The organism is Spiroplasma floricola 23-6 (genome assembly GCF_002813555.1).
GTDB lineage: Bacteria > Bacillota_I > Bacilli_A > Mycoplasmatales > Mycoplasmataceae > Spiroplasma_A > Spiroplasma_A floricola.
Genome location: NZ_CP025057.1, coordinates 472,828 through 487,253 on the forward strand (window position 1 = coordinate 472,828; position 14,426 = coordinate 487,253).

The 14,426-nt window shown below is 25.1% G+C and carries 9 protein-coding genes; all 9 read left to right on the forward strand.

Annotated elements, in window-relative coordinates:
* The first annotated feature begins 17 nt into the window (after nt 1-17).
* The 9 genes from SFLOR_RS02225 to SFLOR_RS02265 all read left to right on the forward strand — a co-directional run bounded on the left by SFLOR_RS02225 (nt 18) and on the right by SFLOR_RS02265 (nt 14,366).
* A complete protein-coding gene (locus tag SFLOR_RS02225; protein ID WP_100916469.1) occupies nt 18-1,328 on the forward strand; it encodes an SGNH/GDSL hydrolase family protein in 1,311 nt (436 codons plus the stop codon).
* A gap of 1 nt (nt 1,329) precedes the next feature.
* Complete coding sequence (locus SFLOR_RS02230) at nt 1,330-3,294, forward strand: hypothetical protein (RefSeq protein ID WP_100916470.1); 1,965 nt, start codon at nt 1,330-1,332, stop codon at nt 3,292-3,294.
* Between the two features lie 155 nt (nt 3,295-3,449).
* Nucleotides 3,450-4,985, forward strand: a complete 1,536-nt coding sequence (gene fib / locus SFLOR_RS02235; protein ID WP_100916471.1) for a cytoskeletal motor fibril protein Fib — start codon at nt 3,450-3,452, stop codon at nt 4,983-4,985.
* 77 nt (nt 4,986-5,062) lie between these two features.
* Nucleotides 5,063-5,470, forward strand: a complete 408-nt coding sequence (locus SFLOR_RS02240) for a hypothetical protein (RefSeq protein ID WP_100916472.1) — start codon at nt 5,063-5,065, stop codon at nt 5,468-5,470.
* 68 nt (nt 5,471-5,538) lie between these two features.
* Entirely contained in the window at nt 5,539-7,233 is a 1,695-nt protein-coding gene (locus tag SFLOR_RS02245; RefSeq protein ID WP_100916473.1) for a YitT family ABC transporter, read from the forward strand.
* An 83-nt stretch (nt 7,234-7,316) separates the two neighbouring features.
* Nucleotides 7,317-7,592: a post-transcriptional regulator gene (locus tag SFLOR_RS02250; protein WP_100916474.1), complete on the forward strand. Its 276-nt coding sequence runs from the start codon at nt 7,317-7,319 to the stop codon at nt 7,590-7,592.
* On the forward strand, nt 7,592-11,341 hold the full coding sequence (locus SFLOR_RS02255) for a protein translocase SecDF, variant type (RefSeq protein ID WP_211282858.1): 3,750 nt from the start codon (nt 7,592-7,594) through the stop codon (nt 11,339-11,341). Before SFLOR_RS02250 ends, SFLOR_RS02255 begins: the two co-directional genes overlap by 1 nt.
* A gap of 17 nt (nt 11,342-11,358) precedes the next feature.
* Nucleotides 11,359-11,871: an adenine phosphoribosyltransferase gene (locus tag SFLOR_RS02260; protein ID WP_100916476.1), complete on the forward strand. Its 513-nt coding sequence runs from the start codon at nt 11,359-11,361 to the stop codon at nt 11,869-11,871.
* A 173-nt stretch (nt 11,872-12,044) separates the two neighbouring features.
* On the forward strand, nt 12,045-14,366 hold the full coding sequence (locus tag SFLOR_RS02265; protein WP_100916477.1) for a RelA/SpoT family protein: 2,322 nt from the start codon (nt 12,045-12,047) through the stop codon (nt 14,364-14,366).
* The last annotated feature ends 60 nt before the right edge of the window (nt 14,367-14,426 follow it).

The window sequence follows — 14,426 nt, forward strand, 5'->3', positions numbered from 1 at the left end:
GAAAAGAGCTAAAAAAAATGAAAAGATTATTGTCTATATTGGCAACAAGTGTTTTTTCTGTTGCAACTGTTAGTTCAACAGTATCATGTATGCCTCAAAAACCAATAGAAGATAAAAAGAGTCCATTAAATATTGGACTTGATATTGATAAAACAAAAGCAATAGATACAAGTGTTGATCCTTTAACACATAAAGGATTTACTAACTTTTTTATAATTGGAGATTCTTTAAGCGATGTTGATGGTTTAACATCATATGTAAAAGATAAATTTATAGTTAAAACAGGTTTAGAAAAATATGTTAATTTCAATCTTTCAATAGAGGGAAGTTATGGTTATGTTGATGATCAAAATGTTCATCATAATGCCTTTTCAAATGGTCCCACAACTGCATATAATATTGCAAATAATTTTGGTTTTAAAGATTTAAAACCAAGTAATAAATACTCAGTGTTGAAAGATGAAAAACAAGGTTATGGAAAAAATTATTCAATTGGAGGAGCAACAGCTGCAAAAATAGCTCCTCAAGCTGGAGGAATTATTTTAAATGATGTTAGTATTGAAGAACAAGCAAGAACTTTAGTTACTCAACAAAAAATTTCTTCAAATGATTTTGTACTTTTTGAAATTGGGGGAAATGATTTATTTTCAATGATTAGCAGTCAAAAAGCAGGTGATAACAAAAAAGTTATTGATTATATGAATGAATCAATAACAAGACTTAGAAATGCACTGTTTACATTATTGAATAATGGAATAAAAAATCTGTTTTTCTTAGGACCTCCAATTATGGACAATATTCCAAGTTATGCAAATAAAACTGACGAAGAAAAAAAAGAAATTATTGATTTAGGAAAAGAATATGAACTTAAAATGCAACAAGTAGTTAAGGAAGTTAATTCATATTATTCATCTAATTTTAAATTTTCTTCATTGTATGAAGGTGAAAACTCACTTACAGTTCTACAAAAAGGATATGGTGAACATATTTTAAGTAATGGGTTAATTCAAAATATAGATGAATATAAAAATAATCAGTCATTTACAAAGAATTTAAAAATTAAACTGAATGATAAAGAAATTAATACAAGTCAGGTTAAGAATTTAAAATTTGATGAAAATATTTATAAAAAATTAACTATGAAAAGTGATAAAGTTGAAGCAAATGTTGTTGTTGAATTAATTGGAAAAGAATCTTATTCAAATCTTAAAGAAAGAGATCAATTAATGTCAAAATATTTCTTTACAGATATAGTACATCCAACTAAAGTTGTTCATGAATATGTAGCTGAAATTTTACAAGAAAAGATTTTAAAGGAGTTTGGCTAGTATGAAAAAAATATTAAGCTTACTTGGAGCAAGTTTATTAACAATATCTCCAACAGTTTTATTGGTTTCATGTTCAACAAATAAAGTTAATTTTAATGAAAATTCAGTTCAAACAATTGTAGAACAAATTGGAAAATCTATATATTTAAGTGATACAAAAAACTATGATATTAATTATCAAATGGATGAAGTAATTAAAACAAATAGAATTAAAAATCTTTCAAGATCATTTACAGATGATGAAAATATAACTCAATATTCAAGATTTGCAGAACTTTATAATCAATACTTTGATGAAAATATGTTTTCAAGTGATTTACAAGTACAAGAAAATATTAATGTGCTTGGAAATATTCAACCAAAATCTTTGGGATTTGCAGAAACATTACTTGTCACAATACCTAATCTATTAGGAACTTTATCTGATGGAAAAATAATTAAATTTATTTTTAATTCGGTTTTAACTTTACCTCAAATTACAAATGTTTTAAAAAATAATTATTTAGTAGGTTATTTAGATAAGATTCTTTCACAAGAAAATACAAAGTTACTATCAAGTGCATTTTCTAGTGATATTTATGTTGGGTTTACAAATCAAGAAGTTATGAATTCAGCAATTATGGGATTTGCAAATTCAATTAATTATATGTTAAGAGAAACTAAAGTTATTGAAATTCCAACTAAAGATAATTTAACAGAGGAGAAATTTTTAGAAAGTATTGTTACTTTAACAAAAAATTTAACTTCAATTAGAAAAAAAGAAAAATCAATTAAATTAGATTTAATAAGAGATCTTCCTGCAATAGCAGAACTAATTAGATTTATAAGAACTTTAATTATCTACACTGAAAATGGAGTCAAAGCTTTATCCAATTCTAAAAATGAAAACTATTTTGATGATATTTCAAAATATAGAAAAGCAGAATTTAATTCTGTTGATAATAAATTTGATATTTTAACTACTGTTAATATGCTTATTAATACATACAATGATGGATCAGGAATAAGAAAAATTCTATCAGTTTTATTTCAAAGTTATAAAAATCCAAAAATAAAAGTATTTATAACTCCAAGATTTGGAGCTATTGCAAGTGAAGAAATTTACTCTGAGGGTATAACTTCATTGTTACAAGTGACATTAAATAGCATTTTCCCAACTATAGTTTTAAATAACAAACTTATTGATAATTCAATGAGAGCTTTAATAGAAATTCCAGATAAAGTTGTTATTTCAAGTATTATTTGTGAATTTATTAATATAATTATTTCAAATAACTCTCTTAATGATTTTTTAAGTGCAATTACTTATCCAGGATTATCTCTAATAATAGGAAATGATATAAGTGATATAATGAAAAATTTATCTCAAAATGAAAAAATAAAAAAGGGTAAAATTTGAGATGGTATTTATTCAGGTGACTATATTAATGAATTTATTAAAACATTTGCAAATAAAGAACTTTCAAAAACTATAAATATTAAAAACTTTTTAGAATCTAAAAAAATTGACATCTTAGGAACTAAACTTACAATCTTTGAAATATTTCAAAAAATAAATGAAACTCAAGTTAAAGGAAAAATAGAAGTAAATTTCGATAGGCTATCTTCTTTAATATTAGATCTTAGAATTATATTAGATTTAAATAATTCTATAAAAAATGAAGAGTTTGAATATAAGAATTTTACAAATAATATTGCTTCATTAGTGGAAGATCTATCAGGAGTAAAAAAATTGACATTATGATTAAGTCAATCATCTGATAATGACTTGTCGATAATAGAAAATTATAAGCACCAACAAGCAAATCTTAAAAAAGAAATTAATGACAATATTCTTAACCTAGAAGTTACAAATATGAAAATGATTGGTAAATATTCATATGAAATTAATTTTGAAAATAAAAAATATGAAATTAATTTAAAAGTAATTGATAAAAAGAAACTACAAGTAAAATCCATACTTTAATTTATATAAAAAATGAAATTTAATTAAAATTTCATTTTTTATATAAAAGGGTAGTGTTTTTCCTAAGTTTTTAGTATAATTAATTTAATCTTTATCTTTGCATCACATTGTAGAGGATAGAGGTAATAGAGAAAAAAATAAGAGGTGACTAAGAAATGATAGGTATTATTTCAACAGCATACTTTACAGTTAAAGATCGTCCAGGAATCAAAACTGTAAAAAAATATTGATGAAGAAATATGGTTATTCAACACGTTAAATATAGAGGAAAATCTTTCATAATTGCTACAATCGGTTATGGAAAAGCAAATGCCGCTATGGCAATTACTTATTTAATGGAAGAATACTCAGGTTTAGAAACAGTAATAAACGTTGACTTAGCTTTATCAACAAATGATAAGTTTGATACAACAGATACTGTTATGTCTACAAAATTCATCTATAGAGATGCAGATTTAACAGTATTTAAAGATATTAAATATGGACAAATAGTTCATGAACCAGAAGCTTATGCTTTTAATACTGAATTTGCAAGTCAAGTTAAAAACTTTAAATTAGGTGTATCAGATGGTATCGTAGGTACTGCTGATATGTTAGTTTATAACTCAAAACAGTTCAAAGAAATGGTTGACAAATACGGTCAAACAATTGACGTAATTGATACAGAAGCAGGAGCGTTAGCTCAGATTGCTAAAAAATCAAGTCTAAATTTCATTACAATGAAAATTATGTATAACAATGCATTATCACCATGAGATAATGATCCATTACATAAATTTAAAATTTATGAAACAACTAATACTTTAAAATATTTATTAGCAAGAATGTTTAACTTATTATCATCAAAATATGTAATTGATTTCACAAAATCAACAAATGATGAATTAGAAGTTATTCACGAATTATTTGAAATGGAACACGATGCATGAGTATCACGTTTCAAAACAAATACAGCATCACTAATTTCAGGTTTAGGACCATCATTAATGTTAGTTGACAAAAAAGGAATTACTCCAGAAGCAATTGATATTGTTGAAGTTATGAAATCTAAAATTGAAGATGAAGGACCAAGTAAAGTAATTTTAGGAGAAGATGAATGAAAAAATGCTCCTAAAAAATGATTACGTAAAATGATGTTCTTAACAAACATTAGTGTAAATGATGATGAATTATTATGAAATAAATCAGCTAAATATGATCTTAAAGCAGCAAAAATTCATTCAATTGAAGATGTATGTAAAGCAGTTTCAAAAGTTATTGCTGATCGTTCACAAGACAAATCATCATATACTTATGATGGAGCAACAGTACTTAAAAAACACTTGTTAGTTACTGTAGATGCAGCTATTTCATTCTACATTACACATAATCTAACACACGAATTTGTGGAAAGTCCACATCATGGTTCAAAACTAGTTTTAAATGAATTTGTAAAATACTTAAATCAACAGTTGGCAGATGTTGAATCACCTTATGATAAAGTTATTGTTTATTTCAAAATACCAACAGTAAATTCTTCAAAATTACCAATTTTTGTACAAACAAAAACAAAAGCAAATCAACCAATTGTATTTGCAGGTTATTCAGCAAAAGATCAAAAAACTTACACAGTTGTTGATATTACAAGAAATGACTATGACCCATTAAAAGTAGGTTCATTCAAAGTTACAGTTCGTTTAAAAAACTTATAGAAACAATCAAAAATCACTATGCTAGTGATTTTTTTTATTTTTTAGTATATAGTATTCTTATAAAAAGGGGTAACTTTATGGCAAGCAAAAAAGCTAAAAACATATATAAAAATGAAGTAGATGATAATGTTAGTCTTGCTATGGAAGATTTACTTGAATTGGCTATGTTAGAATTTGAAAATAAAGAAACCTCAAAAGATGATAATTTAAAATTAAGAATAGAGTATGAAGATGACAATGAAGAGTTTAATCCAACAGATTTAAACTCAATTATAAAGCATGCTAGAAAAATTGAACAGCAAAATAGTCAATTAAAATGAGTTGATCCAGATCAAAAGATAGAAAATGATATAATTTCTAAAGCAAAAAATGAGGGAAAATCAATTTATGATGCTGAAGTTTTAAGAGAATTAATTTTGCAAAGACAAAAGAAAAAACGAGAAACTGAAGGAATATCAAGTATAATTAGCAAAGTAAAAAAATAAGTTTAATAATTTTCTTCATTAAACTAGTATAATATTAACTGACTTTAAAATAGTAAAGGGACAAAAAAATGGACAAAAATAGGGTAGATATTACTGAATTAAGCAACGAAATATCAGATTCTGTTGATGAAATGTTAAATGATAAAAAAGTAGAATTTCAATCAACAGAAGAAAAAAGAACAATTAATAAATTAGCAAAAGAACTTAATAAAGGTAATGCAATTGATGGTGATGTATTACTTAACTTTGAAAATAAGGTAATGTCTCAAAGAGAGCAACAGCTTTTAGTTAAACAATATTTTAGAACTAAATTTATTAAAGACTTTTTTCAAATTGTTCTTGCTGCATTTCTAATTGCATTAACATTTGACTATTTTATTTCTGTTACTGGTCGAGCAGGACTATTTCCAGCGGGAGTAGGAGCAATTGCTCGTTTTTTTGCTACTTTAACTTTTCCAGGTAAAAACCAAGTTGATATGCAATCATCTTTCTATTTCGTTTACTATTTAATAATAAACATACCTTTATTTATTTTTGGATATATAAAATTAGGTAAAAAATTTACATTTACAACATTTTTATTTGTAATACTACAAATTGGTTTTGACCAAATTTTTCAAGCATTACCATATATCAATCCCAAAGAATTTCATTTAATTGTTAACTTTCAATTAATTTCAGGAACACCAGGAGCATGAAATACTGGTATATGACTATTTATTTTTGGTTCATTAGGGGGTATCTTATTAGGTTTTTCATATTCAATTGTCTATAAAATTGGTTCTTCAACAGGAGGATTAGATTTTTTAACAGTTTATTTATCAAATAAAAGTAATAAACCATTAGGATCACTGAATAGAAAAGTGAATTTAATTATTTTGGCATGTGTTATTGTTTTAAATACAATTATTATTCCTCTAGAATTAATTAATTCAGATATTAAAATCGATGTTTTACAAAATGGTGATTATATTAATAATCAGAAATTAATAGAATCAATGTGAGAATATGCTATGAAAAATGGCGCTATTGTAGGGGATGGAAATAGTTTACAATGAAATCCTGTTTTTGCATCTTGATTCGGTCTTTCTGGTACACCTAGTGAATATTTAAACTCATTGCCCTCAGAGTTTACAAAAGATCAATATAATTATTTAGTTGAATTTGTATGTAAAAATGGATATGGAAATGATTTAACAAATATTGATAAAGGATTAGTTGCAAAAATTAAAATATTATTTGTATTCGGACCATCATTGTTTGCATCATTTACTCTTGTAATGTGTGCTGGAATGTCAACAAATTACTTCTATCCAAAATATACAGTAAGAACTTATATGATTACAACAAATATGCCAAAAGAAATTAATAAGATGCTATTAGAAAATGGTTTTCAAAATGACATTTTAACTTGAGATAGTATAAACAGAATTAATGGAAACTATTTACACAGAAGTGTAATTATGGCTGCTATGTCAGTCATGGATTGAGATAAAATTGAAAGAGAAGTCTTTATGGCAGATCCGCATGCAAAAGTTAATGCAATTAATACCAAATCCATTAAAGGTTTGTTTAACTATGAAATTAAAAAGAATGATGATAGAGATATTATTAGAACAAAGATTGAAACTGATGAGCTTGAAAAAGAAAAAATTAGACAGATAGCTATTGTTAGAGCACATAAAGAAAACGAAAAACTAACTAAGAAAAATCAAAAACGAAAAACTAAAGAAAAAAAACCTGATATAGAAAAAGAAGAATAAAATTTATTTTTTTTAAATAATCTAGTAAATTTAGTTAATTTATTAAAATTTTTGTTTATAATTATGAGAGTAGTGGTGATTTAATGAACGATATTTATTTAAGAAATATTATTTATAAAATGTTAGATTTCAAACTAACTGAAATAAGGAAAGAATATAAGAATATTAGTTTTAATGATTTGTTCTCTTACCTAAGAGAGGTAATATTTAAAAATAATAAAATAGCAGATTTGAATGATTTATCCTTTTTTATTATGAATATTAAAGTTAATAAAATATTTGAGTATTTAAATATTAGTGCAATATTAGATCAAAGTAGTTCAATTGAAATGGATTTAAAAAGTATTTTAGAAAGATAGTGATTAAGTTGAATATCAACGAAAAAAATATAAGGAAAAAACAAAAGAAACCTATTCTTAAAAGTTTTGCTATATTATTGATAGTCTGTTCATTGATTTTAGGGATAGTATTTTCTACTTGAAAATTTTCAGAAAATATTAGATTAGGATCGGATTTCAAAGGTTACTATTCAGCACTTGTTTCAGTGGATAATCTAAATGAAGAAAATAATAATAATGGTCAACCAAATGGAAATTCAACAGAAGGTGCAAAAGCTTTAAATCAACGTTTAAATCCAATGGGAAATAATCAAATAATAATAGAAAAAGCTGGTAATAATTTCTTAAAAGTTTTATCACCAGTTGATGCATATCAAAATGAAACAGTATTTAGAAACCAAATACAAAAAAATGGTGGAATTGTTTTATTAGATGCTAAAAATTATTCTGATTTACAAATAACAACTAATAATAACAAAATTGAAAGAAAAGGTATTAACGAATTCTTTACAGGAGCAAAAGCAACTTCTATTACAGCTTCAAATCAAAAGCATCCAGCAATTTCATATAAATTAAATGGAGATGCTTTTAAAAGTTTATTACCTAGCAGTTCAGCTGAACAGCAAACAACATATGCAGATGATAAAGCATTAAATTTATTTATTCTTTTAGACGCAGATGGTTTTTACAATGATATTAGAAACTATTACAATTTAATTAAAGGAACAGCACAACAAAGAATTGAAGAATTTTTTAGAGTTGTAGTTCAACCTTTAAGAGAAATTTACAATAATAGTAGTACAAGTGCAGAAGTTAAACAAATACTTTTCGATTTATTTTATGGTAATTGAGATGTTAAAACTTCATCAGGAGTTTCATATAAACGTTCTGGATCACTTATAGAAACAAAAGAACCAAGTTTAGCAACAGCAACAGCATTTACTGAAATAGTTGGATCATTTAAATACTTATCTGAAACTTCAAAATATGTATATGATTCAAATGCTGTTACAAAGGATTTTGAAAATGATGGAAGATATTCAAAAAATGTAAGTCTTTGAAGTCAAAGTGGTATATTAACTGACAGTAATATGAAAGTTAATGAAATATTTGCAAAAATAAATCCAACTTTAATTCAATATGTTGGTACAAATGGGCAATCTTTTAATGAAGTATATTGAAATAACTTAAGAACAAATTACTTTTTATTCACTGGTCCAGTAACTGAATCTAAATCAACTACAGCTGGTGGAGGATATATTGAAGGTGATAACTTAATTACAACTGTTGACAGTTATGCAAAATCTGAAATTGGAGCATCATTATTTAACGCAGCTGGTAAGGGATTTGTATTTACAGTTAACTCTATTGCTACATTAGATGGAACAGTTACAACTATAATGCTTTGAGCAGGTTTAACTTTCTTGCTGATAATTGCATTATGCTTAATTATATATATGGGATTTTTCTATAGACTTTTAGGATTATTTGCAATGATAATCACATTAGCAATAATAGGAATGACATTATTATCATTAAGTTGATTTAATTTAACTGTTGGACCTGAAACAATTATATCTGCATTTATTCTTATAGCATTGAATATTGAAATATTCTCTACGTTATTTGAGAACATGAAAGAGAGTTATTATTTAAAGCAAAGAGGTTTAAAAACAAGTTTCAATATTTCTATTAAAGAAAATATAGGTTTAGCAGCTGATTTAGTTATTGCACTGTTAATTCCTTCAATGTGTATGTTCTGAATTACATCAAATGCAATAAGGTCAATGGCTATTATGCTTGCTATGGGTTCTTTCTTCACAGTTTTATTTACTATTTTGATTAGTGTAATTCTATTTAAATTAATTTTAAATTCTCCATGGTTTACTAATAAATCTAATTTATTTGCTTTAAATACAGACTTTGCAAATCAAGGAAAATTTCTTCTAAATTACAAAATTAGAAGAGTTGAAAATAAAATTAAAAAATTAGAATCAAAAGAATCAAAAAATGAAATATTAATTAACTCTTTAAAAGATAAATTAAAACAATTAAATGAAAAATTAACTTTAATTAAAGAAAAAGAAATTTCAAAAACTGATAAGAGACAGTTATTAGCAAAAGAAAAATTAAATAAAAAAGTTGATAAATTAAAATCTAAGATATCAACTTTAGATGAAAATAAAAAAGCTAAAAAAATTCAAAAACTGAATTTTAAAATCAATGAATTAATCTTTATTAGAGATGATAAAACTCAAAGTATAATTGAAGAAGAAGGGCAAATCATAACAAGTACAAATGAAAAACTAAAAATTAAAACTGTTGAAAGAAACATTAAAAATGGAGCAAAAATGATTTCACTATTTGGTGTATTTATATTGGCTCTTTCAATCGGATTTGGTTTCTTATTTGGTTTACGTTTTGATCATACATTTGGAGGAAGAACTGACTATACATTATGAGGAGATAATATTCAAACTGCTTATTATGGAATGGTAGATCAAACTTTTGAAGATCAAGATCCTAAAACAAAGGAACTTGAAGAAAAAAGAAATAAACTTAAAACTGAATATGAAGAATATGAAAAAACTCATAGTTCTAGTGAGCAATTATCAGCAGTTCGTCTTAAACAAGCAGAAGTTGTATCAGAATATTGAAATTTTGTATACTCAAAAACTTACTATGTTAATTATCTTTCAAATAGTTTAAATTCATCTAAACTTTACAAAAACCATAATTATTCAGTTTCTTATGGATCTCAATTTGTATATAATGGATCTTCAACTAATCAAAATTGAATTACTTTAACTGTTTATACACAAAATTTAAAACAATCTGCAATTATTAAGAAATTGTTTAATATTTGAGGTATTGATAAACAACAAAATATAACTGAAACTAATGGATTTATTACAAAAGCAATTAAACCAGCTACAATGTTATGAACATTAAAACAAATTGCCATAACAGTTGCTGTGATAATTCTAGCTTTAATAATTTATATTTTAATTAGATTTAAATGAACATACTATATTGCTATGATAGTAGCAATAATAGTTGCTCCAGTTATATCTGTTTCTCTAATAACTGCTCTACAAATTCCATTAGGAAATGCTTCAATTATTGCAATTGTAAGTAGTTTATTATTTACAATCATATCGCTATTTATGATTTTTGGAAAATCAAGATCGTTAATCTCATCAAAAAATGAAAAATCACTAATTGATTTCTTTAATAAAGAAATAGAAATTGTTTATGATACAAAAACATTTAAAAAACAAATGAATGATGAATTATTCAATCTTAAAAATGAAATGAGATTAAATATAAAAACAAATAGCTTGTCTAAAGAAGAGAAGAAAAAACTAAAATTGGAATTTAAAGAAATAAAACACAATAAAAAAATAGAATTTAAGAAAATTAAAAAAGAAAATAAAATAAAAATAAATAGAGTTGGTAAACAAAACAACTACTTATCTGAAGTATTAGTAAAATCATTTAAATTTGGACTTGTAAGATGTTCATTATTAATTGCTCTTTACTCATTAGTTGGAATTGTAATATTAGCTACTATGCCAACAATATTATCATTTGGTCTAGCAATTATTATTGGAACTGTTGTTACAAGTTTAGTTGTATTATTTATATCACTTCCACTTTGAGTAATCTTTGAACAAATAAGAATTAGAAATAAACTTGCAAGAAAACGTTTTATTAATGGATTATATGTTTCAAATGAAGAACAAATTATAGAAGGAATAAATGATTAATAAGAGGACAAAAAAATATGGACTTAAAAAAATATATTTGAGATGTTGAGGACTTTCCAATTAAAGGAGTTACTTTTAAAGATATAACACCTTTATTAAATGACAAAGATGCTTTTAAATATACAATTGATAAAATGGTTGAATATGTAAAAGAAAAAAAAGCAAATGTTATTGTTGCTCCTGAAGCTAGAGGTTTCTTATTTGCTTCTGCAGTTGCTTACGCAGCAAATTGTAGATTTGTATTAGTAAGAAAACCTGGTAAACTTCCAAGAGAAGTTAAAGACATTGAATATGAATTAGAATATGGAAAAGAACATATTCAAATGCATATTGGAGATTTGAAATCAACTGATAATGTTGTTATTGTTGATGATGTTTTAGCAACAGGGGGAACAATGAAAGCCATTGTTGATCTTATTGAACAAGAAAAAGCAAAAATTAACGGAATTGTTTTTTTAGCAGATTTGTCATTCTTACATGATCCTGAATTGTTTACAAATTTTGATTCAAAAAGTCTAATAACTTATTAATGAAATAATAATAATAATAATTTAGTAAAATTTCCTAAATAAAATTAGGAAATTTTTTATTTTACTAAGTAAATATTTTTAAGAGATTTAAAAACCTGGCTATAAATTAGAAATCTGTAGTTAATTTATATATAATATTAATATTGTTATCAAAGATAAAAGAGGAATACATTATGCATGGACAATCAACATCACAAGAGCAAGAATTTAATTATGTAGAATGTATAGAAGTTGATGTACTTGTTGCAGAAATGAAAAAATATATTAAAAATAATAAATTAATTGAAGAAGTAAAAAAAGCATATTATTATGCAGAAGATAAACACAAAGATCAAAAAAGAAAAAATGGAAATCCCTTTATAATTCACCCACTTTCAACAGCGTATTACTTAGCACAATGAAGAATGGGACCAAAAACAATTATTGCAGGACTTTTGCACGATGTTGTTGAAGACACTCCTGTAACATTTTCAGAAATAGAAGATATTTATGGTGTAGAAGTTGCAGATATAGTTGAAGCTGTAACTAAAGTAAGTTACTTTACAAAAGAAAATCGTGAACAAATGAAAGCTAATTATTTAAGAAAGCTTTTCTTATCAATGATTAGAGATATTAGAGTTATTATTGTTAAAATAGCTGATCGTATGCACAATTTATTAACTTTACAATATATGACTCCTGAAAAGCAAAAAATAATTGCAAAAGAAACTTTAGAAATTTATTCAACAATAGCTCATAGAATTGGTATGAAAACTGCCAAAAATATATTAGAGGATTACTCTTTTGAATACTTAAATCCTAAGGAATATAAAAGAATTAAAAATCTTTTAGAAGAAGATAAAAATTCTAGAAAAGAGTTAATACAAGAAATAATAGTGGAAATTAATAAAAAGCTTAAGTCAGAGGGAATCAAAAATGCTCAAGTTTTTGGTAGATCAAAGACAATTTATTCAATTTATAGAAAATTGACTCATTTTGGTAAATCATTTAGTGATATAAACGATATTTTAGCTATAAGAATCATAACTGAAAAGCAAGATGATTGTTATAGAATTTTAGGGTGATTACATCAATTATTTACACCTTTATCTGGAAGATTTAAAGATTATATTGCAACTCCAAAAAATAATTTATATCAATCATTGCACTCAACATTGTCAAGTAAAGATGGTGTTATTTTTGAATGTCAAATTAGAACCAGAGAAATGGATGATGTAGCAGAAAATGGAGCTGCTGCTCATTGAAAATATAAAGAGGGAGAAAAAACAATTGATATTGCAGAAAAGCAAAAAGAAATTGATCAAAAAGTTGATATGTTTACAAGATTAATGAATCTTGAAAAACTTGCAAGTGAAAATTTGGAAATAAATTATAATGAAGAGTCACAAAAAATTGATTTAAGTGGAGAAGTTATAGAAGAAACATTTAAATCTGACTATTTAGCTCCTATGATTTATATTTTGACTCCAGATGGAAGTGTTATTAACTTACCATTTGGCTCAACAGTTTTAGACTTTGCCTATAAAATTCATACAGAAGTTGGTAATAAAACTGTAGGTGCTAAAATTAATGGGGTATTTTCTCCTTATAACACAACACTAAACTCTGGTGAAATGGTTGAGATTCAAACCTCAAAAGATACGTATCCTCATGAAAAATGATTGCGTTTTGTTCGTACTTCAACAGCTCGAAGAGCAATTGAAGATTTCTTAAATGAACAAAAAGAAAAAGAAGCTGAAAAAGAAAAAATAACAAATCAAAAAATAATTAGAAATACTAAAAGAGAAATTGACAGATATATTATTGCAAACAATTTAAAATGAAATGTTAATTCTATTGAAGAAATTCAAAAAAAACTTAGTGTTCTTGATTATAAAAATATTGATGAGTTTTTATTATCTGTAGGTAATGGAGATTTTTCAATTCCTGAAGCAGTTGAAATAGTTTATGTATCAAAACAAGATTTAAAAGACATTAAACTAATTAATGATATGAAAACTAGAAAATATAAATCTACAAGAGGAAGAGATGATTTAAGAATAAATGGAATCGAAAAAGTTAGTTGTTCTCTTGCTCAGTGCTGTTATCCAATTCCAGTTGAACCAGTTACTAGTTTTATGTCAAAAACAAAAGGTATTCAAGTACACAGAAGCGAATGTTTAAATATAACAAATATTAAGAAAATTAAGAATTTACTTAAAACTGAATGAATTCAAAGTAAAACTGAAAATAAACAATATAGTGCAAAAATTAGAATGACTGCATATGATAGGCCTGGAATTCTACTTGATATAGTCTCTGTTTTTGCAGCTCAAAGAGCTAACTTAACAGAAATAAAAATTATATCTCAAGAAGATGATTACACTGGTAAAGGAAGTATGATTATAACTATCAGTGATTTAGATCAATTAAATATCATTTTAAAAACTCTTTCAGAAGTTCCTGGAATGATTGGAGTCACAAGAGCAACATCTTCTGAAAATCCTATATCTTAAAAAGTGTTTTAATGCACTTTTTTAATTATAGTTTTAGTATTTTCAAATATTGCTCTTAAA